The 22,996-nt window shown below is 39.9% G+C and carries 20 protein-coding genes; 5 read left to right on the top strand and 15 right to left on the bottom strand.

Translation table 11 applies throughout. From position 1 onward, the window contains the following. Window positions 1–606 precede the first annotated feature (606 nt). From LC454_RS11080 to LC454_RS11070, 3 genes are read right to left on the bottom strand one after another with little or no spacing between them, the layout of a single operon-like run. Window positions 607–1,875 (bottom strand): Glu/Leu/Phe/Val dehydrogenase dimerization domain-containing protein, encoded by a 1,269-nt coding sequence (locus tag LC454_RS11080; RefSeq protein WP_223582332.1) that lies wholly within the window; start codon window positions 1,873–1,875, stop codon window positions 607–609. Then, a complete protein-coding gene (gene hppD / locus LC454_RS11075; RefSeq protein ID WP_223582330.1) occupies window positions 1,847–2,974 on the bottom strand; it encodes a 4-hydroxyphenylpyruvate dioxygenase in 1,128 nt (375 codons plus the stop codon). The genes LC454_RS11080 and hppD overlap by 29 nt, the downstream gene beginning before the upstream one ends. Window positions 2,975–3,003: 29 nt before the next feature. Then, window positions 3,004–4,161 (bottom strand): homogentisate 1,2-dioxygenase, encoded by a 1,158-nt coding sequence (locus LC454_RS11070; protein ID WP_223582328.1) that lies wholly within the window; start codon window positions 4,159–4,161, stop codon window positions 3,004–3,006. A 313-nt stretch (window positions 4,162–4,474) separates the two neighbouring features. Here LC454_RS11070 and LC454_RS11065 point away from each other — a divergent pair, with 313 nt between their 5' ends. Continuing rightward, entirely contained in the window at window positions 4,475–5,449 is a 975-nt protein-coding gene (locus LC454_RS11065) for a fumarylacetoacetate hydrolase family protein (protein WP_223582323.1), read from the top strand. Between the two features lie 13 nt (window positions 5,450–5,462). Then, window positions 5,463–6,365, top strand: coding sequence for a flavin reductase family protein (locus LC454_RS11060; protein WP_223582321.1), 903 nt, complete (start codon window positions 5,463–5,465; stop codon window positions 6,363–6,365). 100 nt (window positions 6,366–6,465) lie between these two features. On the opposite strand, the gene LC454_RS11055 is transcribed toward LC454_RS11060, so the two are convergent. The 10 genes from LC454_RS11055 to LC454_RS11010 form a co-directional block, all read right to left on the bottom strand. Beyond that, window positions 6,466–8,094 (bottom strand): NAD(P)/FAD-dependent oxidoreductase, encoded by a 1,629-nt coding sequence (locus LC454_RS11055; RefSeq protein ID WP_223582319.1) that lies wholly within the window; start codon window positions 8,092–8,094, stop codon window positions 6,466–6,468. Further along, complete coding sequence (locus tag LC454_RS11050) at window positions 8,072–9,586, bottom strand: polyamine aminopropyltransferase (RefSeq protein ID WP_223582317.1); 1,515 nt, start codon at window positions 9,584–9,586, stop codon at window positions 8,072–8,074. The genes LC454_RS11055 and LC454_RS11050 overlap by 23 nt, the downstream gene beginning before the upstream one ends. Next, on the bottom strand, window positions 9,579–9,797 hold the full coding sequence (locus LC454_RS11045) for a DUF350 domain-containing protein (RefSeq protein WP_120260664.1): 219 nt from the start codon (window positions 9,795–9,797) through the stop codon (window positions 9,579–9,581). Before LC454_RS11045 ends, LC454_RS11050 begins: the two co-directional genes overlap by 8 nt. 14 nt (window positions 9,798–9,811) lie before the next feature. Further along, window positions 9,812–11,248 (bottom strand): hypothetical protein, encoded by a 1,437-nt coding sequence (locus LC454_RS11040; RefSeq protein WP_223582315.1) that lies wholly within the window; start codon window positions 11,246–11,248, stop codon window positions 9,812–9,814. Between the two features lie 3 nt (window positions 11,249–11,251). Further along, a complete protein-coding gene (locus LC454_RS11035) occupies window positions 11,252–11,611 on the bottom strand; it encodes an S-adenosylmethionine decarboxylase family protein (RefSeq protein ID WP_223582313.1) in 360 nt (119 codons plus the stop codon). Between the two features lie 81 nt (window positions 11,612–11,692). After that, a complete protein-coding gene (locus tag LC454_RS11030; RefSeq protein ID WP_223582311.1) occupies window positions 11,693–13,450 on the bottom strand; it encodes an aromatic amino acid hydroxylase in 1,758 nt (585 codons plus the stop codon). A 132-nt stretch (window positions 13,451–13,582) separates the two neighbouring features. Then, on the bottom strand, window positions 13,583–14,785 hold the full coding sequence (gene tyrS / locus LC454_RS11025) for a tyrosine--tRNA ligase (protein WP_223582309.1): 1,203 nt from the start codon (window positions 14,783–14,785) through the stop codon (window positions 13,583–13,585). Between the two features lie 321 nt (window positions 14,786–15,106). After that, window positions 15,107–15,976 (bottom strand): hypothetical protein, encoded by an 870-nt coding sequence (locus LC454_RS11020; protein ID WP_223582307.1) that lies wholly within the window; start codon window positions 15,974–15,976, stop codon window positions 15,107–15,109. A gap of 178 nt (window positions 15,977–16,154) precedes the next feature. Continuing rightward, window positions 16,155–16,574, bottom strand: a complete 420-nt coding sequence (locus tag LC454_RS11015) for an SH3 domain-containing protein (RefSeq protein ID WP_223582306.1) — start codon at window positions 16,572–16,574, stop codon at window positions 16,155–16,157. A 13-nt stretch (window positions 16,575–16,587) separates the two neighbouring features. After that, entirely contained in the window at window positions 16,588–17,094 is a 507-nt protein-coding gene (locus LC454_RS11010) for a BON domain-containing protein (RefSeq protein WP_223582304.1), read from the bottom strand. A 363-nt stretch (window positions 17,095–17,457) separates the two neighbouring features. Here LC454_RS11010 and LC454_RS11005 point away from each other — a divergent pair, with 363 nt between their 5' ends. Both LC454_RS11005 and LC454_RS11000 read left to right on the top strand, forming a co-directional pair. After that, window positions 17,458–18,561, top strand: a complete 1,104-nt coding sequence (locus tag LC454_RS11005) for a DUF695 domain-containing protein (RefSeq protein WP_223582303.1) — start codon at window positions 17,458–17,460, stop codon at window positions 18,559–18,561. A gap of 63 nt (window positions 18,562–18,624) precedes the next feature. Continuing rightward, window positions 18,625–19,245 carry a murein L,D-transpeptidase catalytic domain-containing protein gene (locus LC454_RS11000; RefSeq protein WP_223582302.1) on the top strand — a complete coding sequence of 207 codons (621 nt, stop codon included), beginning with the start codon at window positions 18,625–18,627 and terminating at the stop codon, window positions 19,243–19,245. On the opposite strand, the gene LC454_RS10995 is transcribed toward LC454_RS11000, so the two are convergent. Then, window positions 19,239–20,747: a hypothetical protein gene (locus tag LC454_RS10995; protein ID WP_223582301.1), complete on the bottom strand. Its 1,509-nt coding sequence runs from the start codon at window positions 20,745–20,747 to the stop codon at window positions 19,239–19,241. The two genes, LC454_RS11000 and LC454_RS10995, sit on opposite strands and share 7 nt — an antisense overlap. A 141-nt stretch (window positions 20,748–20,888) precedes the next feature. Here LC454_RS10995 and yiaA point away from each other — a divergent pair, with 141 nt between their 5' ends. After that, window positions 20,889–21,356: an inner membrane protein YiaA gene (yiaA, locus tag LC454_RS10990; RefSeq protein WP_120260653.1), complete on the top strand. Its 468-nt coding sequence runs from the start codon at window positions 20,889–20,891 to the stop codon at window positions 21,354–21,356. 53 nt (window positions 21,357–21,409) lie between these two features. Here the strand turns inward: yiaA and LC454_RS10985 are convergent, their stop codons facing one another. Then, window positions 21,410–22,750: a sigma-54-dependent transcriptional regulator gene (locus LC454_RS10985; RefSeq protein WP_223582300.1), complete on the bottom strand. Its 1,341-nt coding sequence runs from the start codon at window positions 22,748–22,750 to the stop codon at window positions 21,410–21,412. Window positions 22,751–22,996 lie beyond the last annotated feature (246 nt).

Below are 22,996 nucleotides of genomic sequence, written 5' to 3'. Positions count from 1 at the left end.
ATTGAAAGTTGTTGACTAGTTTCATAAATTTAGGTTAATAATTAGTTAGTTTATAAAAAACCTGTTAGTCCCCGCTAACAGGTTTTTTATTTTCTAATACGAAAAGAATATAAATATTAGAATATTTTACTGAAAATCAATATAGAAATACTAAAAAATGTTAAAAAATCTAAAAAAGTGAAAATAGTTGAAACATTTTATATTCTCATCACGTTATACTTGTACTTTTCATAAATTTAGGTTAATAATTGGTTAGGAAAACTCCTGTTGCTCCCCGCTTCAGGAGTTTCTGTTTATCAACAGTTTATAAAAATAAAACAGTAATAACCCTAAATATATCTGCATCCTTTAACACATCCACCGCCCACGATGGATTCAATAGAGAATTAGCTTTTTAGAGTCAACGACTTTAGCGATTTAACCAAAATTGGAACGAAATTATAAGTTAACAAAAAAATGACAATTTATTCATCTTAGGTAAATAAGTTTTGGCACAGGTATTGCACTGTTTTAAGCATTCATAAATTTAGGTTAATAATTGGTTAGTTAAAACACTTGAAGTTCCCCGCTTCAAGTGTTTTTCGTTTAACGACTCCCGTAAAAGAATCAGACCAATTGTTTCAATGCGATTTCATACGCTCTCGAAGAGATCTGTGTACGATCTGCGGAAGAATCCCTTATTTTTTTCAAAGCCTCAAAAATCACCTTTGAAACGTCAGAGAAGATCGCATCATCACTCATTTCTATATTTCGTTGCATTAAATAAGCAAATACCCTTGCCATACCACAATTAGCGATAAAATCAGGGATCACCGCAACATGCTGATCAGCAAACTCCATCACTGGACCATAGAATATTTCCTGATCAGCAAAAGGGACATTTGCACCAGAAGCAATGACTTCAAGCCCATTTTCAAGGAGCTGCTGGATCTGATCTTTTGAAACCAAACGTGATGCTGCCGCTGGAACAAAGATATCGGTCTTCAATACCCATATTTCTTTCTGAACCTGCTCAAATGACATCAAATCCGGTGAATTAAGCTCGTTTCCCTTACGATCCAGGAATAATTGCGTAATCTCCGCTTCGTCGAAACCTTCCCGATTGATTAAACCACCAGCCCGATCTATAATTCCGACAATTTTCACGCCCAGCTTAGAGAGGTAGAAAGCTGCGGCGGCAGCAACATTTCCCCAGCCTTGGATCACTGCACGTTTTCCTATACAGTCACTTCCAAAAAGTTGATAATAATGGCGGATGGATTCAGAAACTCCATAGCCTGTTATCATGTCTGCAACCTTATATTTACGCTTTAAATCCGGACTGTAGGTATTATCTTCCAACACTTTGGACACTCCATAGCGCAACTGTCCTATTTGATGGATACGGTTGCTCTCATTTACCTTAAAATGTCCATTCAGGATGCCTTCCTGCGGATGCCATAGACCATATTCTTCGGTCAATGGAATGACATCATGGATCTCATCGATATTAAGATCCCCTCCTGTCCCATAGTAATTTTTTAATAGCGGCGTTACCACTTTAAACCAACGGTCTAAAACCTCATTTTTGCGTGGGTCATGTGGATCAAAGTCAATACCGGATTTCGCACCACCAATAGCGGGGCCTGAAACCGTGAACTTTACTTCCATTGTTTTGGCAAGGGACTCTACTTCATGCCGATCCAGGCCTGCACGCATGCGTGTGCCTCCCCCCGCTGCACCGCCTCGCAACGAATTGATAACAATCCATCCTTTGGCATCAGTTTCACTATCTTTCCACTCGAATACGATTTCTGGACTCCGATGCTCAAATGCCCGCAATAATTCTTTCATACCCAACATATCCTTATAGATTACCCCTGCGTTCCTGTTCACGTTCGATTGCTTCAAAAAGTGCCTTGAAATTACCGGCGCCAAAACTCTGTGCACCTTTTCGCTGAATAATCTCATAGAATAAAGTTGGTCTATCTTCTACAGGTTTGGTAAAAATCTGAAGGAGATACCCTTCTTCGTCACGATCCACCAAAATACCAAGTTCTTGGATAATCCGGATTTCCTCATCTATTGCTCCAACCCTTTCTGGTAGCATGTCATAATATGCTTCTGGAGGAGCTCCTAGAAATTCAACCCCTCTGGATTTAAGTTCCCGCACCGTACGTACAATATCCTTCGTTGCCAATGCCGCATGCTGCACACCTTCACCCTCATAAAATTCAAGATATTCCTCGATTTGAGATTTCTTTTTTCCCTCAGCAGGTTCGTTGATCGGAAATTTCACATAGCCATTGCCATTACTCATCACCTTACTCATCAATGCCGAATATTCGGTATTGATCTGCTTATCATCAAAGGACAGGATGTTGACAAAGCCCATCACATCCTGATACCATTGAACTGTTTCATTCATTTTATTCCAGCCTACATTTCCTACGCAATGATCGACATAGAGCAAACCGGTCTCTGCTGGGTTATAGTCGCTTTCCCATTTTTCATATCCGGGCATAAATAAACCATTGTAGTTCTTTCGCTCCACAAAAAGGTGCACCGTTTCTCCATAAGTGTATATCCCTGCAGTCCAAACCTCCCCTTGTTCATCTTTGAGAAGTTGCGGCTCCTGATAGACTCTTGCTCCCCTTTTGGTCGTTTCCTCAAATGACTTGCGGGCATCATCAACCCATAAAGCCAATATTTTGACGCCATCGCCATGCTTTTTGACATGCTCAGCAATAGGATGGTCTGATTTAAGGGCTGTGGTCAGCACCAGCCGTATTTTATCTTGCTTTAAGACATAAGATGCGCGGTCTCTAATACCGGTCTCTGGCCCTGCATAAGCCTCCGACTGAAAACCAAAGGCAGTTTTGTAATAATGTGCGGCCTGCTTCGCATTCCCCACATAAAATTCAATGTAATCGGTTCCATTAATAGGTAGAAAATCTTGCGCTTGGGCAATCTTCTCTGCAAATGTATTTGCCATAATTTATATAAAGGTTATTCGTATTTAACTTAACTCATCCAGGATTTAAAGTAATCGGGATCTTCAATTTTTAACGCCTCTTCGGTCAGCATCAGGGGACGGAAAGGATCGATCATGACCGCAAGTTCCTCGGTTTTAACTTGTCCAATACTTTTTTCGACCGTACCGGGGTGTGGTCCATGCGGAATACCGCCCGGGTGTAATGTAATCTGTCCTTTTTCAACCGATTTCCGGCTCATAAAATCACCATCCACATAATATAGCACTTCATCCGAGTCTACATTGCTGTGGTTATAAGGTGCGGGTACGGATTGCGGATGATAGTCATACAGACGTGGACAAAAACTGCACAACACAAAGGTATCAGTCTCAAAAGTCTGATGAACAGGTGGTGGCTGATGCAATTTCCCGGTAATTGGCATAAAGTCATGAATGGAAAATGCCCAAGGGAAATGATAGCCATCCCAACCAATAAAATCAAAAGGGTGGCTTCCATAGATGTAAGGATAAATCAATCCCTGTTTCTTGATTTTCACCTCAAAATCACCAAGCTGGTCAAAAGTTTCCAGATCCTGTGGTACACGGATATCCCGCTCAAAAAAAGGAGCATGCTCCATCAGCTGGCCAAATTCATTGCGATACCGCTTTGGCGTACGTACTGGCGAAAACGATTCAACAATAAATAATCGGTTGCCTGTCTGATCAAATTCCATCTGGTAAATTGTACCCCTAGGGACGACCAGATAATCACCATACTGAAAAGGAATACTTCCGTAGCCCGTCTTGAGTTTCCCTGTTCCCTGGTGCACGAAAATAATCTCATCGGCCTGGCTATTTTTATAAAAATAATCCGTCATGGACTGACGGGGTGCGGCCAGTGAAATGTGTAGGTCCTGGTTGACCAGAACAGGTGTACGACTTTCCAGATAATCATCTTTGGCCTGAACCTGAAATCCTTTTAAGCTGGTATGTTTAAGATGTTTTTCACGGGCAATCTTTGGAGTAACATCATAAGGTTCACGGATCTGTTTGACCAACGTAGGCGGGTGGCAATGATACACGAGCGAATAAAGACTGGAAAAGCCATGGGTAGAAACCAATTCTTCAGCATAGAGCGTATGATCGGGCTTTCTAAAAACAGTATGTCGCTGTGCTGGAATTTGCCCTTGTTTAACATAAAATGGCATAATTCTACGATTTAAAACGGTTATAAAAAATAAATGAATATCAACGTTGCCAATAGCATCGATTGGCAAAAAATTCGAGGGGATTAGTATTGGGCAAAAACGATATCAGCTATAATTGCTCTATTAAAAGCAATATAGGGCATGGATGACGCAAAGCGATGTATTCCACGATTGATCATTTTTACAAGTTTATAATGTTATAATAAAGGTAAGAATATTTTTCTGTTTTCAAGGTAAGAAATATTTTTTTCAAAACTTATACGATATATTTGTGTCGCATTCAAAGATTGAATAACCAATAGAATATTCCGATATGAGAATTGTTACGTGCACGAAAAATGGCCAACATGAATTAGGTATTATAATCAATGACCGGGTATACACCTGCTCGGAGATAGCCCCTTCCCTTCCGACCGATATGGCTGATTTTTTGATCCGTGGAGATGAAGCCATAAATGATTTAAAGTATTATCACAGTGCATTGCTGGAGGGACGGATGTCCAGACCTTACCAGTTATTACAAGATAGTCAGCTTGTTGCACCGATACCGCATCCGACATCAGTGCGTGATGCCTATGCTTTTCGGCAGCACGTAGCGACGTCAAGAAGAAACCGCGGACTGGATATGATTCAGGAATTCGATGAATTTCCTGTTTTTTACTTCTCCAATCATCAGGCCATACAAGGCCCAGGCCCGATACAATGTATGCCACTGCATCTTGAGCAACTGGATTTTGAACTTGAAGTGGCCATCGTAATCAATAAAACAGGTATAAATATCCCTGCCTCAGAGGCTGATAAATATATTGCCGGATACATGATCATGAATGATTTTAGCGCTCGAAAACTCCAGATGGACGAGATGAAATTAAGCTTGGGTCCAGCCAAAGGAAAGGATTTTGCTACAGCAATTGGTCCCTGGCTAGTCACCAAAGACGAATTGGAACCTTATAAAATTAATTCTTCAGGAGATCATATTGGTGACAGATACAATCTCGACATGTCATGTCGCGTGAATGGTCAACAGGTTTCTTCCGGTAATTTTGCTACGATGCACTGGACATTTGCCGAAATTATCGAACGCGTCTCCTATGGTGTAGGTCTCTTTCCGGGAGATGTGATCGGCTCCGGAACAGTTGGAACAGGATGTTTTTTAGAACTCAACGGCACTGGACGCATGGAGAATCCTGCTCATCAGGATCAATGGTTGCAGGTAGGCGACCAGATCGAGCTGGAAGTAACAGGTTTGGGCAAGCTTTCCAATTCCGTTGTATTATACCACCAATAAATCTATTCAAAAAATGAATTCTTCTTCTTTCGATACAGTCACTTTTGAGTCCTCGGCTGATAAAGCCATCATTGATAATTTAATCAAATATGCTATTGCGCCTCGTCCCATCTGTTTTGCAAGTACCATCGATGCAGCCGGCAATGTCAACCTGAGTCCTTTCAGCTACTTCAATCTGATGTCACATCAACCACCAATATGCGTGTTCTCACCCTTGCGTCGCATGCGTGATGGCAGTACCAAGCATACACTGGACAATATTCAGGAAGTCAACGAGGTCGTCATCAATATCGTAAACTATGCGATGGTACAGCAACAGTCACTGGCCAGTACTGAGTACGGCAAGGAGGTTAATGAATTTGACAAATCTGGATTTACCCCGATCCCATCATTACACGTTCGTCCGCCGCGGGTAGCGGAATCTCCGGTTCAACTGGAATGTCGCGTGAGAGAAGTGATCGCCCTGAGCGACGAACCCGGCGCAGGAAATCTCGTTATTGCAGAAGTACTCTATATGCATGTGCACAAAGAACTCTTGCACAAAAACAATACGATAAAACAAGAGGAACTAGATCTGGTCGCCCGTCTCGGCGGCGATTGGTACTGCCGTGTGACCAATGAAAACCTCTTTATTGTTCCTAAACCACTCCGCAGTCTGGGTATTGGCGTAGATCAGCTGCCCGAAAGTATTCGCCTTTCCAAAGTACTTACCGGAAACCATCTCGGGTTACTGGCCAATGTAGAATCCTTGCCAGTTTTAGAGCAGGCCTCCCAAGAGGATAAATATTTAAACTACCTCCGACTGAACTTTCAGCAGGATTCAGCACAAATGACAAAAAAAGTACATGAATACGCGGCGCAATTGTTGGATACAGAGCAATTAGACAAAGCATGGCAGGTACTATTAAGCCTATAAAAGCTTCGGTGCACAATACTACAGATAAGCAAACCTATAAAATATCGGGGACGTAATATTTATTGCACACAAACAGAAATCCGGAAGCATAGACCGACAGCTATGCTTGCTTTTGACCAAGGTCAGCTAAAACCTGATCGGTTATGGTGATTCCCTGATAAAAGGCTTCCTCAAAGATAGATATACCACTTAAATCAGAATGTGCAAAATAGACTTTATCAGCAATAGGTTTTGTCAGTTCGGTACGCGCTTCGTCTGATAGAAAACCACTGACAGGGCTGATCATGCCATGTCCGTGTCGAAAAATTTCAATACTGATGACTTCATTTTCTATTCCATAATGTGCCTTCTCCAGATCTTCCATAATAAACTCTTTCCATTGCTGGTCTGTCCACTGATATAGCTGCTTCCGGTTTCCATTAAGGTCCCCATCTCCCAGGCTATGATAGTAGGTAATCACAAAAGGGCTTTGCAGCTGATTTAGGCTTTGGTGCTGATCATAGACATAGCCCAATCCTTTTCCGTTATAAATAATATTTTCCCAGGAAAGTGTCGCACCATCCGTAAAAGGGAAACGATGCAATACAATAGTCGCTACGATCCAAGGTGCATAATGAAATTTTTTCGTCAATGCCGTACGGTTTGGCAATAGATACTGATTGACAAACTGTGGGCAGCAATTGATCACCTTCTGGGCTCTGATGGTCTTTGACAATTTCGCTTTATCGTCGAAGACTGACACTTCCACAGCATCTTGCCCAATATGTATCTGATAAGCCAGATGTTTATTCAATACCCTACCATCCGCATATTTTTTTAAATGGCTAACCAATCGCCCATTCCCTTCCTGCCAGGTGAGCACCAGATCCTGATAGGCAGACCAATCGTGCTTTCGGCTCGCAAAGTAATGTATAGCAGCAAAAGCAGAAGTGGCTGCAATACCGGTACCATAATCGTCACGACAACAGTAGTTCACATAACTAAAAACAGGTTCCGTCTTATACCCCTCTGATTCCATCCATGAACGCATCGTCAGGACATCCAATATTTTGAGATCAGTCGACTGCGAAGCATTGCGCATCGGGATATCAAAAACGTACTTTCCATCGCTACCTTTCAATTGCTTAAACTGACTCATCTGTGCCATAAAACGATCTATTTCAGCCGCCTCCTGCCGGGATAACCCGTAGCTGGGGACAATGCCTTCCTGCCAGATATTATGGATAAAAAGTCGTTCCTGCGGGGCAAAGGACAATTGTTCCTCATCAAATAATGGAACACCCTCATTCGTCCAGCCGACGATAATTTTCGATTCCTCCAAAAACCGAAGCAGTTCCCTATTGGAAGCATTCGGAATAGGAAGATAATGTGCTCCCAGTGGATAACGACTATAAGCATTCTCGCCATGACGCGCATTGCCTCCTACTTCAGACTCCATGTCCAAAAGCAGAAAATCGTTCATTCCCTTTTGTTGCAAACGATAGGCAGCCGATAGTCCGGTTACGCCAGCACCGAGAATCAGAATAGGTATTTCAACCACCGCTGTAGATTTGGGGAAATCTTGGAATCGCAGACGATGCCCCAAAATATGATCTGTCCCCGTTAGGCGCAAAAAAATACGGTTCACCTTTTTTTTACAGGCCTGAGCAAACTGCAGGCCGATTGCCCCCAAGAATGCAAGCTTGAGAAAACCACGCCGCGAGGGATTAAATCTTACTCCATTCTTCATCAAAATACCGCACTAAAATCTGATTGTCCAAACGGTTTATTTCTACATGATCCGCACGCATGTCGGCCGGAAACTCAGTCAGTTCTCCAAAATGATAATTGTAATACCGCAGCTTATCCACCCGTCGGACGATATGCTTAAATTGTTGTGTCATATTCGCTGAAAATAGACAAAACCCCCATTCGCCGAAGGACGGCACATAGGTATGATAGGCGACGGTATTTGGAAAAACCGTGCTGATTGTCTCATGGATACACCAGTAAGATTTGGGTGCAAAATAAGGCGAAGTTGTCTGTACGGACACCATAGTATAGGGTGTCATCAGCGGCAATAGACTTTGATAAAAACTTGTCGTATATAATTTTCCAAGACTATAGTTTGATGGATCCGGAAAATCGATAATCATGACATCGTATTTTTCCTTTGCAGATTTTGCCCAGATAAATGCGTCCTGATTGATCACTTTTACCCTTGCGTCGTTCAGCGAGCCCTTGTTGTGACTGACCAGTAGTTCATTTGTTTGGAACAATTTGGTCATACCCTCGTCCAGATCCACCAATGTAACCTTTTTTACACCTGGATATTTCAGAACCTCCCGGACAGCGAGCCCGTCTCCACCACCAAAGACCAATACATTCGATACATCTTTAGCCATAGACATCGCCGGATGCACCAAAACCTCATGATACCGATATTCATCTTTGGTGTTGAACTGTAAATTATTGTTCAGAAACAATTGATATTCACCCTTGCTCTCTGTCAGAACAATACGTTGATAGGGTGTAGAATGTTTATAGATAATATTATTCCCATATAATTGACTTTCGGAATATTTAAGCAAATCATCGGAATAAAAAAACACAACCGAAAGCAATACCAGACAAACTATTGACTTGGCTTTAATCCAATTGGGATTTTTAAGTCTTTTAGCGAGATAGAATGATAGAAAGACGCCTACCAAAATATTGATGATCCCAAAAAATAGTGATGTTCCCATCACGCCCAACCTCGGAATCAGCAGGATAGGAAACAGCACCGAGGCGATCAATGCGCCGATATAATCAAAAGCAAATACATTGGAAACCAAGTCCCTAAACTGAAGCCTATCTTTTAGAATATTCATCAATAAGGGTATCTCCATACCGCAGAGACAGCCTGTCAGAAAAACAAAGAAATAGAGTACAAATTGAAAGTGTTCGACCTGCTGAAACAGTAAAAATAAAACGACAGAACTGCAACCGCCAATGACGCCGATCAACAGTTCAATATCAATAAACCGGTCAAAAAGGTTTTTGGTGATGTACTTCGCTAAAAAAGATCCCACTCCCATCGAGAATAGGTAGGTACCAATAATAAATGAAAACTGCTTGACTGAATCTCCCAATAAATAGCTCGCCAATGCACCCGCAACCAGCTCGTAGATAAGCCCGCAGGTAGCAATGACAAATACCGCAAATAAGAGAAAAATGGGCAGATTGCTCTTTTTACCCATGTATTGCCGCAGCTATTATAATCGATATGCCTAATATAAAAGCCGCAAAAACAATCGCCAAAGCCATATTCTTGTTCTTTACGATCTCCTGCCAAGATTGTTCCGGTGTCAATCGCTCGATAAGCCAATAGGCCAATAACAATACAGCAATTCCAATAAGCGAATAAATCAATGATGCTGCAATTCCTTTATAAAACAATTCGTAATTCATTTTTATATTAATTTTTATTTATGACCTGAACCATATCCACTATAACTACCACCGCTACCATAAAAGGATCGACGATAATGCGATCTTGACCCTGTATAAGTATGATCTTCCAAGTTGCTTGTCCGCATTGTAGTCCTGCAATCTGTGGAGGAATTTACAAATAGGTTAACTGCAACAAAAAAGGCAAAAAATGCAACTAAAGCTACACCCAACCGATCAAATTTTAAGATATCGAAATAACCTAAACCTTCAGCCCGAGCAACAAAATCTTTATTTTTAATCGCGAGAATCTTGCTTCTAAAAATCCCCACAAGGACAACAATACCCACTAAACAAAGAATCAAAAAGGTATAACTGGTACCTCCGTATGTTAATTTATAGTCCTCTGTGAGTTCAAAATTAACATCCATATCGGCGGCACCATTGGTTGAAGAGGTTACAAAAACGAGGTGATAGATCCCCGGTTGGATACGGCAAAAATCGACGGTCAATCCACTTGCGTAATTAACGTCATTGTTCTCGTGGACAGCTGTACCAGACTCAATAATCTCATTTGTCTTTTCATTCACCAATTTGATCATCAGCTGGATGGGATGGCTTTTAGATTCCGATATTCCCTCCAGGACCAGCTTCTTGGGTTTATCGCCTTTTAATTCAAAAGAGGCGCCGACAAATTCCGAGTTTGCTTTTTTTGCAGGAAATTTTTCATCAAACTTATACGTATCCTTACCGATCTGTCCCCAATTTAAAACCCAGAATAGAACTGCAAGCAGCAAAACAGCAAAGACACCAATATTTCTCAGCTTCGTCCCTACCCCCTCCTTTCGGGCAATGTAGTCGTTATAAGTGTCAAAAATTTTATAATAGCCTTCATCCCCCAGGTAAATCCCCTGATAGTACTGTACGTCATTGTCAATGAATTCCTGAGAAATAAAACGATCCTCATTAACTGTTTGAATGTAGGTCAGGGTCGTTGACGTCGATTCCAGATTTTCAAATACAAAGCCCTCTGCATAGACAACGGTTTGCTCTTCCGTATACTCCAGGTCATAGTGTCTATTACCAAACTTACATGAGTTGCTTTTCGGTAAAAGCGTCACCTGCTCTCGATCGATGGTATGTAAGGCACAAGCATAGTCTACGCCATCGCTGAAATAAATATCGTCTTGATTCGCGTTTAACCCGACAAACTCATTTCCATATTCGCCACTTTTTGTAAAGCGCTGTATCTTGGAAATAATATAATAGCTATTTCTCTTGAATTTAACGGATTCACCTAAAGTAGCCCACTGCATGACTAAGGGAGCCGAAAATTCCTTCACATAAGTTAAGGTTTCGACCGTCTTACCTTTAAAATAACTATGACATTTTGCACAAACGAAACCGGAAAAATCGGTTACCCCGATCTTAAACCGGTGTGCATGGCCACATTTTTTGCAAATTACATCCATAAACTACCGATTAACCACAGTTTCGTTAATAACTATTGCGTTAAAATAAGTTTTAAAGAGCTTACCCAAATGCAAAACTTTTTCACTGTTATCTTTTAGATAATTACAGAGATAAACATCTAATGTCAATTGTCCAAATTCCGGCCAGGTATGGATACAGATATGGGATTCCATTAAACAAATTGCTGCGGTAAATCCACCGCCCTCAAAAGAATGGGTGGAAATACCTACAATTTGTAAATTATGGATACTGATCTGCTTTTTTGTAAACTCCAAAAAAGGATCTATAGTAGTCAATAATGATGCCTCCTCGACCTGCAATGTCATCAGCAGATGTTTTCCGGGAGTATACTTTTCGTTCATCAGAAATAACTGGATAAATTAAACGTTCCAAATATAAAAAGTTTTACCAGATTATTATACTATGGGAATCAATCATTTCACTCAGTGATTATTTAACGACTCTTCTTTTGCCACCCGTAGACCATCATCTATCAATTTTTTCAGGCTAGGCCGAATTGTAATAATAGCTTTAAGCTTACCTTGTGCACCTTCAGCTAAGTCGTAGGCATAATTCGCCCAGGCGATCTCATAAAGTTCTACCAGCGCGAGCCAGTTATCTGTTATTTCAGCAGACAACTGATCAAAGATATCCGTCCAACGCTCCGTATCAAATGATCCCGACCGCAGTGTTCCGATCAGCGCATGCAAGGACAGTAATTTGGAATCTTCATTTTGTGTATACAATACCGCCGATGGCTCTGCGATCTCTTCGCCAACGGACTCATAAGCATCTTTATCAGCTGCACCTGCAAAGACTGAAATAATCTCCGTACCAACAGCCATGTCATAAGTTCCCCATTCCGGTTTAAAATAAATTTCTTTTCGGTCATTTCGGTAGACTTCGCAATCGTCAAACGAAATCAACACAGCTTTGCCCCCTTGACGCACAACCTTCAAAACAATACCCTCAACCACGATCCCTGAAGAATAACGCAAAGAACATCGTTTTCCTTGACTAATGCCATAAGCGCTCAATTCTTCGTCTGAGAAGTCGGCCAGGTCTTTGTTGCTGTCTACCAGACAACCAACCGGAGAACCAAATCCCTCCCGATGATAACTGATACCGTGCCCTTCTAATTGCTCCCCAGAAAACGCCAGTGCCGTGGGGCCTGTTGTCTGTATGTAGGAAATAGATTGATCTGCATTCGCAGCCTTAAAAAGACCTGACACCTGCAATCCAGAACTATAAACTGCAGTACATACAGCCTGACATTCAATCGCTTTTTCCAAACTCTGCTTACCTCCGAGCCGGAAAGCCATGGTATCTGCAAACTGATTCAGGACATCCATTAAATGTTCAAAATTGGGTGTGACAAACAATTGCGGCTGTGGCTTAGTAATATCATAGGTATATGCGACAGTATTTAAATCATAAGGTAGCTTCGGCACCGATTTTTGCATACAACTGGCGCTTTCGCCGATGGAAGACAGCAAACCTGCGCCATAAATCTTAGGATCATCAAGGCTACCGATCAGACCATACTCCACAGTCCACCAATGCAACCTACTCAGCAAAGCCATTTCCGAAGGTTCGCCCATATTGTCCTGAACGGTCTTCAACTTGTTTTCAGCTTCCGCCAATTCGGCTTCGGTTGTACCCGCGTGCTCTTTTAAAATTGATAAATGGCGAATAGCCTCATACAATTCAAAATCCTTCCGGGACGACAATGCTTTTGTGCCAATTTCACCAAAGTACTGCAAATAAACAGCATAATCGGGCTCACCGATGATCGGTGCATGACCAGAAGATTCATGAATGATATCTGGTGCGGGGGTATATTCAATATGTTCTAATTGTCGAATATCTGCAGCTATAACCAATACCCGATGTGCCTGAAATTCCATAAAAGCTGCAGGTGGTATAAATCCATCAACCGTTACAGCTCCCCAACCAATTAATTTCAAACTATCGTTCATCTGCTGCAGATCCGGTATATGCGCAATGGAAAGCCCCGCTTTCTTCAATCCCGGTATGTATGGGTAATAAGCCACATCTTTTAAAAAGGAATAATTCTGACGCATGACATACCGCCACAAGGCTTGATCCAAAGCCGTATAACGTTCGTATTGCTGGGCGACTACATAGCGCTTTAAATGTTTGGGCAACTGCTCCAAAACAACATTATTATATGTTTCCATTTATAATCGGTATCAAAATAAAGTGTGAGACTTTGTATGAAGGTAGAAAATATTTATGGTTTCCAAAAGGCCAACCTTACATTCTCCCACTTTTTTACAAAATATATCAAAGGTATGACTCACAAAACCTTCCTAAACAAATCTAAAAAAACTTCTTTTTCCTAATTTAATTCTAAAACCAGTTTCCAGATCAACGGGCAGATCAGCATCCAGCCATTTGTTCGAATCAATCTGTACTGCCCCCTCAGCAATGAGTCTGCGAATAGCGGACTTGCTCAGATCTTTCTTTAAAAAGTGACAAAGGTCGACGAGCTTTGCAACAGAACCCAATTGCGCATGAACATGTTGCAACGATACCTCTTCAAAACTTTTATCTTCAAATGTTTTTTGCTGGAACTGTTTAGCAAAAAAATCCAATGCATCTGCAGCTGCCTGCGGGTCGTGGTATTGAGCTACGAGATTATGCGCAATAAGCTTTTTGACTTCCATCGGGTTTTCGCCTATTTCTAGCCGTGATTTTAGCATCTTCTTTTCCGTCGGGGTAAAGTCTGTCGTTAGGTCAATATAATCTGGGATTAAGCTATCGGGAATAGACATCGCTTTGCCAAACATTTCATTCGGTTCATCCAACAGTCCAATGGTATTGTGCAGCGATTTGCTCATTTTCTCCTTACCGTCCAATCCTCTGAGCAGCGGCATACATAAGACAAGCTGAGGATCAAGATTAAAAGATTCCTGAAGCTGGCGTCCCATTGTACAATTAAACAATTGGTCTGTCCCACCCATTTCAATATCGCTTTTGATATGTACGGAATCAAACCCCTGCAATATTGGATAGATAAGTTCATGCATGGCGATCGGCTGATTGTCTGTAAAGCGCTTATGAAAATCATGCCGTTGCATAAGCTGTGCGACCGTCACTTTTGAAACAAGCTGAATAACCTCCGCAAAATCCAATTGATCCAACCAATCACCATTAAAGACAACTTTTGTTTTTGACATATCAATGATTTTAGCTAATTGCGCAATATAGGTTGCAGCATTCTCAGCTATTTTTTCCTGATTCAAAGGTTTGCGCGCTTTATTTTTGCCTGTTGGATCCCCTATCCGTGCGGTAAAACTCCCAACCAAAACGACGATTTGATGGCCCAATTCCTGAAATTGCTTAAGCTTTTTCAACACCACAGCATGCCCCAAATGAAGATCTGGAGCCGTAGGATCAAACCCGAGTTTAATAATCAGCGGACGCCGAGTTTCTTTGGATTGTTGCAATTTGGACCTCAGCCCATCCTTTGGCAACATAATTTCAATGTTTTCTTCTAAATCTGTTAACATAATGCTATAAAAACAAAAAAGCCCGAACGTTATGTTCGGGCTTAGCTATATAAATAATTAAATTTTCTAAATTTTAATAGGCATAAGGTTCCCGAACTACTATCGGGAGATAATAATTAAAGAAAAATGGAAGACGTAATATGTTGTTCATTTTCTTCATTGCCTCAACAAAGTTAACGCTATATTTCCAAAAATCAAAAAAGCCACGATAATATAGTAATACCATCCCCTCCTATTCAATACCACATGACATCTGACTCCAATCAGCTCTTATCAGGCGCCCAATTACACCTTATTCCTCCTTAATTATCAAAAACTCAACTACACGTTATTCTCATCTCCTTTTTTCGATCCACTGCCATTGCTTTTCTCCAGTAATTTACCCTCGGCATTATATACATATCTCTCAACTCGGCCATTTCGTTTTTTCTCAACAATTTTCTTCAATAATAATTGGTTCTTAAAATATTCTCTATAGCTCGAACCATTGGATTTGTACAGACGCTCGACAAGATTATTATGCTGATATAAGTCGGTATAATTGACTTTATCTTTTTTATAGGTATGTTTAAGTAGTTGGCCGTCCCTATTGAAAGACTTCGATTCGACGACCTGACCGACACAATCCAACTTCGCTTTATAAAGTAACTTGTTATCCAGGCCATACTCCGATTTACTGTGGTCAAACTCATTTTCAACGATATAGTAGCTGTCAAAAAAAGTCTTTAATACTTTCTTCTTCCCTATATTAGGCTGATAAATCACTATCTTTTCCTGACTGATTTTACCGTTTCGAAAATCACGCTGTACACTTGAAGTATCCGTAATTGTATACTGAAAATCCAATGTCGCATCAGTCTGCACGTCCATTTGCTGCATCACACCATGCCTGACTTGAACTACAGCACGCTTTCCTTCCTTTTCAATCTTAAAATTTCCATCCACTAAACCATCTTTGTTGACGGCAATAAAGGCATTAGAGGGGCCCATAAATTGATTTTGCTGCACAATATATTTTCCTTGCTTCAATTTAGTGACTTGTCCTTGTTCAACGATGTTAATAGTGTCTTTTGGAGATTCTGATAAATGTAACTGATACCTGTCTTTATCCAATCGGACATACTCCTGGGCTACGGCTATTTGTCCCAACAAAGCGATACATGGGAACAAGAAAAATTTCAATTTCGACATATTGTAATAAGTTTGTTGCAAAATATATGTTACAATTATTACACCAAAAACCGCAAGTCCAGATAAAACTAAATTCAAACAGGAAATATTAAAACCTTAAAACAATCGCATAGAGACAAAAAAAGGAGAAATATCATTAAGATAGATCTCCTTGTATTTTATTCAGGGACTGAGCGTATTAGATAGACTCAAGGTATTGCGCATAGCAATACCCTTCTTCATTATCGTTGGTCCGCACTAACCACCATTGGTCATTAGCTTTGCTGATCAATGTGATAATTTCACCCTTCGCTGCTTTTCCTACAATAGGCTGGTCAGTTCCGGGGCCTTTTCTAATATTCAAGTTGCTATTCTCTGTGATTACCTTCACCTGGCTTCCGGGCACCTCCGTAGCCACATCAACATTTAAGACGACATCACCAGTCTGGAAGTTTGGATCTATATTTCCATAAATTTCCCACAGTTTATTTTTCACATCTGCGGTAGGTGCAGTACCCCTAATCTGAAGCACACCATCCATTTCAGCGTAATTCAGATCGTTAACTCCTGAAGATTGCGCAGTATCCAAAAGAACTTTATATTTTTCTTGTAATGACATAATTTTTGCTATTTTATTTTTTTACAACAATACCACTCAAATCCACTTTTTTTGGATTTAGATTATCCAAACCTTGTTTCAATGTAACAATCTTTGCCTGTTCCAACGTTCCTGTTACCGAAATAATCCCATCTTTAACACTCGCCTGAACGGATGGAAAATCTTTCATGAACGTATTTACAGCTGCACCAAGTGTAGCATCATTATTTGATACTGTAATAGGTGCCGGTGTTGTTGCAACAGGTGCACTCACAACGATATCATTTTGAATAGATTTAATATCCTTATCCCCTGCTGTTTTTGCGATCGATTCAATTTGTTGTTTTTCTTCCTCTGACGCTACAGTGCCGCTAAGGATTACTTTTCCTTTTTCGACCTCAACATCAACAGTTTTACGTCCCGTAAGTGCATTTTCTATCTTTTCCTCTAGTTTATCATCCGATAACCCCGATTTACATGCAGAAAAAGAAAGTACTGCAGATGTTGCCAATAGGCAAAATGTTAATTTGTTAAATTTCATATTTAAATAATTATTTGTTCATCAATTATTTTCTGATTAAAGTATTCACAAGCTCTCGGCCGTATAAGCATCTATTCTCACTGCAATATCCGAACGCGATACACTCGGTTTGTTTTTTTATCAAATGGATTATCCTGATTATTCGCGCAAATCTGTTTGTTATCAGTCATGGGTATTTCAGCTGCTCCATCCTAATTTATATTTTCCAATACTATCCTTAACAAACTGCTAGACCAATTGTTTGTCACATAATTTTTAAACAGCAAATCACTTGTTGGATCATAATTATATCATTAATTTTAAAAACAAAGGTGTAACAGGTCTTACATACGATATAGGGTTCGAATCGAATAAATAGTAACTATGGGTTTTTTTAACAAAATTTTTGGAAAGAAAGAAAATAAAAAAGATAGTATACAGGATTTTTGGAATTGGTTTGCAAAAAACGAACAAACTTTTTTTCAAATTGTAAAAAATGGGGATCACATTGATCAGAATTTTTTTAGCAAGCTCTCCCCAAAAATTGACGCGCTTCGAAAAGAACTCTATTTTCTAACTGGAATGTACAGCGATAATATTGCTGAGCTTGTTATTACTCCCGATGGGGTTGTAAAAAATATCGCGTTCGTCGAGGCCTTGATCAGCTCAGCTCCTACGCTCCCAAATTGGAAATTTACCGCCTTAAAACCGGCTATAGAAGACATGGAAAAATTCAAAATAACGATATACGGTTTTTCCTTTGACATTAATGACATGTATTTTTACCCCATTGAACACAAATACCGTCCAGATGATGTCGATATTGTAATTGTTCACCCCAATTACACGGAAGAAGACAAAGCCAACATCGCTCATGGGGTTGAAATATTCTTAGATAATTATATTGGCGAACTAAACTCAATCATCACCATTGACAATTTAAACGTCACATCTAGCGACCAGGCAGCAGGAGAACTCATTCCATTGATCAAACTAAAAGACTATTTGATATGGCGAGAAAAAGAATTTGTCGAAAAATATACGGATGTCAGGCATGAAACCGAAAATGATTCATACACCGCTTTTGAGGGCATGATGCAAAACGATTTGCCTATTTTGGCCATAATAAATACAACACTTTTAGACTGGGACGGGAAGGTATCACACCCCTGGATCATAACATTGCGGATCAATTACGATGGAACTTCAACCAATGGTATGCCTGACCAGACGACATACGATTTAATGGATAAATTCGAAGACGACTTAATGGCTGGCCTCCCTCATGATATCGGTTATCTCAATATTGGACGAGAAACTGCGGACAACATACGGGAAGTTTACCTGGCCTGTACAGAATTCAGGAAATCATCCCAAATAATAGATCAGTTAATTACGCAATATCAAAATAGGCTTGAAATCGACTATGCTATCTATAAAGATAAATATTGGAAATCCTTTGCGCGATTTAATAAAACAATAGAATAACAACAATAGGCGATTGAAAAACAAATGTGCACACTTTGTTGAACAAAAAAGTCAACCTAATAAATGAATAAGTTCATTCTACTCATTATCGTGATCGGGATAGGTGTGATCGCTTTCAAAGTTTCCCGAAAGCACACATTTGCTGCAGACAATACCAACAACATTGCGGCATCAGACTCAGCACGGTATATTGACGCATTCAATCGGGTCAAAGATCTCGTTAAAAAGGATAAAAAATACAATAAGAACATCGCTTTTCTTCTCGACATGAAGAAACTTTCGGGAAGGAATCGCTTTTTTGTTGTTGATCTCCAAAACAACCGGATCCTGGATCAAGGTTTAGTAGCCCATGGTTCAGGTTCGGAAACCGGAAAAGCCGGCAGATTAAAATTCAGCAATCAGGACAACTCGTATGCGACCTCTTTGGGTATATATTCGATCGGCACATCTTATAATGGCCGTTTCGGAAAAGCTTATAAGTTATATGGGCTTGAAGCCTCCAATAGCAACGCCTACGGCAGAAACATTGTTTTACATAAATACGATAGCATGCCCTATGATGAACAGATTGCTCCAATATGTTTAAGCCAGGGCTGCCCAATGGTAAGCGTAAAATTCTACGAAAGACTTCAGCCTATTATTGACTCCTCACAAAAACAAATTGTCTTAAACATCTATTATTGATCCTTTTTCAGCTCCAATTTCTTAACCAAACTCAATAAAGCCTGATAAGGGCTTTCCGATGTGACTAAGGAATTCAACCAAGCAATGAACCCCAGCACAAACAAATCCTGATTTTCTGCACGACCAGCCATGGCCTCTATATCGGCTATAAAAATAGTATTCTTTACGATCTCTGGATTTTGTAGGTATTTTTCAACCAGTCTTAAAAAATTAACAACCCGACCTTCCTGAACGGTTTCCAGGTATTTTTTGTACCGACGCCTAAAGCTTTTCACGCGCGAAATTGCCAGATCAATATCCTCAAACTGAATATGGATCAATATCTCCAACAAGCTCTTACGAATCGTCCATAACATGCCCATTTTCTTCTCATACCAAGCATCCGTTCGAATCAACTTTCTTAATTCTGTTAACGCATGTTTATCTTGAAATTGTGTCAGAAACATAACCAGGCATAATTGCAGATCCGCAATATCAGTCTCGTTGGACTTTAATGTCGATTGTTGGATCCCTAAACGTAAAATAGCAAGCGTCTTTGCCCCTTCTCCCATGTAATGGTAATTTAGCGCCTTGAGCAAATAATAACGTAGTTGAAACTGAACCCGCAGAACGCTCCCCGGAGAACAGCCTTCAATCAGCTGCTCCAAATACGCTAAACTCTCGCGAAATAATCCATTCCGCAAATTGAAATTAGCAAGGTAATAGAGAATATGTAGGTAGTAAAACAAGTGATGCGCCGAACTCACCTTTTGCTTTGTTATAAATTCATCGCTTGTTTTCAAAAACGACCGAACTAAGGCATAATTCTGATGTATCGTAGCATATTCATTAGCGATAAACAATAGCTGATATAGCGACTTAAAAGACAACAGTTGCCGCAATGAAATATCATACTTGCCAATTGTATCGATCACCAACCGATTTAGATCAACGATCTTCCCCTTCAAATGGATATCTTGCAATTCAACCCTTAGAAATGCATAGGCAATTTGGAATTTCACCTCTTGCTGCATTTTATGTTGGTTTGTCATCAGACGATCGATCAGCAGTTCTAAATTAGGTTTGGATTCCAAATATGCATATTGTAACCTCAGTTGCAGGATTTCATTGAGCAAGCTAAACTGCTCCAGCAGTAAAGCTTTTTGTTCGGCCCGTTGAAGACATTTAAATCCAGGTTTTATCAGATCATTCTCCAACAAAAAACGTCCAACAATAAGCAATCTCAAGGCTTCATGAGCCTCACTGTTATCCCGTTCAAATGTTTTATTTGAAATAAACAATAGTAGACTATCATGTAATCTTTTCCTTAATGCATGATAAGCATCTTTATTTTTCGAAGATCCATATAGTTTTTTTAATCTATTTATATCATCAGTTTCTAAAATTTCGAACAACCGGATATTCTTGACATCATTACGCTTATTTTTCTTTTTCAAAAACCCTTTAAAGTCTTTAATATCATCGATATCTAATACACTAATAAGCTCTACAATTGAATCCATATCGTCAAATTTAGCGGAAAATCAAATTTAACAAATAAAAATATATCATCAGTATTTTAAACAAATTGATTTTATATCATAGTGGATACTCCTGATATTTGAATTAACAAATAACAAAAACAACAATAAAAAATTAAAATTATGGAACCGCTAAAAAACATGATTGAAGAAAAAATTTCAAAAAAGGATTCGAACACAAGAAATCCTTTCAAACCCACAGGAGCCTTCATTGGCGCATCGTGGACAGCTCTATTGGTAGGAACTATTGGTTACTGTGTCGGATTATGGAATGCTACTATGGCTCTCAATGAAAAGGGATATTATTTTACCATTCTACTGTTTGCCCTATTTGCTGTTATTTCTGTTCAAAAAAGTGTTAGAGATAAAGCTGAAGGACTTGCTGTAACCGAACTTTATTATGGTCTAAGTTGGTTTGCAACAATTGCTGCGGTAGTCTTATTGATTATCGGATTATGGAATGCTGATCTGCTACTGAGCGAAAAAGGATTCTATGCCATGTCTTTTTCTTTAAGTATATTCTCTGCGATCGCAGTTCAGAAAAATACACGGGATGCTAAACTTATTGATGATAACGAGATAAAACTTTAGCGGTTTGCCGATCCTGTGGCCGCTGGCTGACATGCCGCAGGATCTATTGTAGGTCATTGCATTTTATACTCCTCAATTTTCCGGTATAGTGTCGCTACACCGATCTCCAGCAATCGTGCGGCTTCAGCTTTATTCCCATTTGTATATTGCAATACACGCTGAATGTGTTGACGTTCTATATTTGCCATGGAAAAACCGGAAGACAGCGCTTGTTCCGATTTCAAATTATTCATTCCAAAAGGAAGACTGCTCAGATCAAGCAGTCCATCTTCACTCAGTATGACACTACGTTCAATCACATTTTTCAATTCACGGATATTTCCCCGCCAAGGATTTCGTTCGAGAGCCGCAACAAATTCAGCAGTCATTTTTAGCGGTTTGAGATTCGATTTTGCCACAAAAATATCTGCGTAATACTGAGCCAGCAATCGAATATCCTCAACACGTTCACGTAAGGGTGGCAGCTGAATCGTAAAGACTGACAATCTATAAAATAAATCACTTCTAAAATGTTCTGAATCGATTTGGGCTTCAAGATCCCGATTTGTTGCAGCAATAATGCGGACATCCACTTTTGTTGGCTTGGAATCACCTACCTTTAAAAATTCGCCAGTCTCCAGTACGCGTAGAATTTTGGCTTGAAGTTCAATCGCCATCTCACCGATCTCATCCAAAAAAATAGTCCCCAAATGAGCCTCTTCGAATAGACCGCGCTGATCCTTTGTCGCTCCTGTAAAAGCCCCTGCTTTATGTCCAAACAGTTCATTTTCCAATAAATCTTTTGTGAAAGCCGCACAATTAATGGCGACAAAACTACGCTCCTTGCGTGGGCTGGCCTGATGAATCGCTTGTGCAAATACCTCTTTACCGGTTCCTGTTTCTCCGGTTAGCAGAACAGTCGTACCAGTTACGGATACCTTTTGTGCAAGCGCAATAGCCGATTTAATCGCAACAGAACTCCCTATAATTTTGTCAAAGGAAAGCCTATTACCTAATTGTTTCTCCAACTGTCTTACCCTGCGCGCTAATGCTACTTTCTCACAGGCTTTATAGAGTAAAGGAATAATCCGGTTGTTGTCATCACCTTTGGTAATGTACTCAAAAGCACCATTTTTAATCGCCTGAACCCCATCAGGAATATTACCATAGGCAGTCAATAATATGATTTCAACAATTGGATAGCGTTCCTTAATCAATTTTGCAGTCTCCACCCCGTTACCATCAGGCAACTTAACATCGCATAATACTACATCGATGTCGAAAATATCAAGCTTTTTCAAACCAGATTTGATATCAGCAGCTTCGATTACTTCAAAACCCTCCAAGCTTATGATCTTAGCAAGCAGTTTACGAAGCTTCTCTTCGTCATCGATAATAAGTATTTTATTCACCATGTTTTTTTTCAAAAATACGATTTGTTCAACGCAAATAGCAATAATTTACATTCAAAATTTGGGACACTATTATACAAATTTATGTTTAATCATTAAGGAATTTGACTATAGATAAAAACAGCTGTTTTGAGATTAGAAATAAACTGGTATATTTGTAGCTCTTAAATTCAAATAAAAACTGTATGTAAGATTAAGATTCTTTAGAGCGTAATAAATACCAACGGTAAATAACTTACCGAAATGGCC

The organism is Sphingobacterium sp. GVS05A (assembly GCF_019969845.1).
Classification (GTDB): Bacteria; Bacteroidota; Bacteroidia; order Sphingobacteriales; family Sphingobacteriaceae; genus Sphingobacterium.
This window is presented reverse-complemented; position numbering and strand designations above follow the sequence as displayed.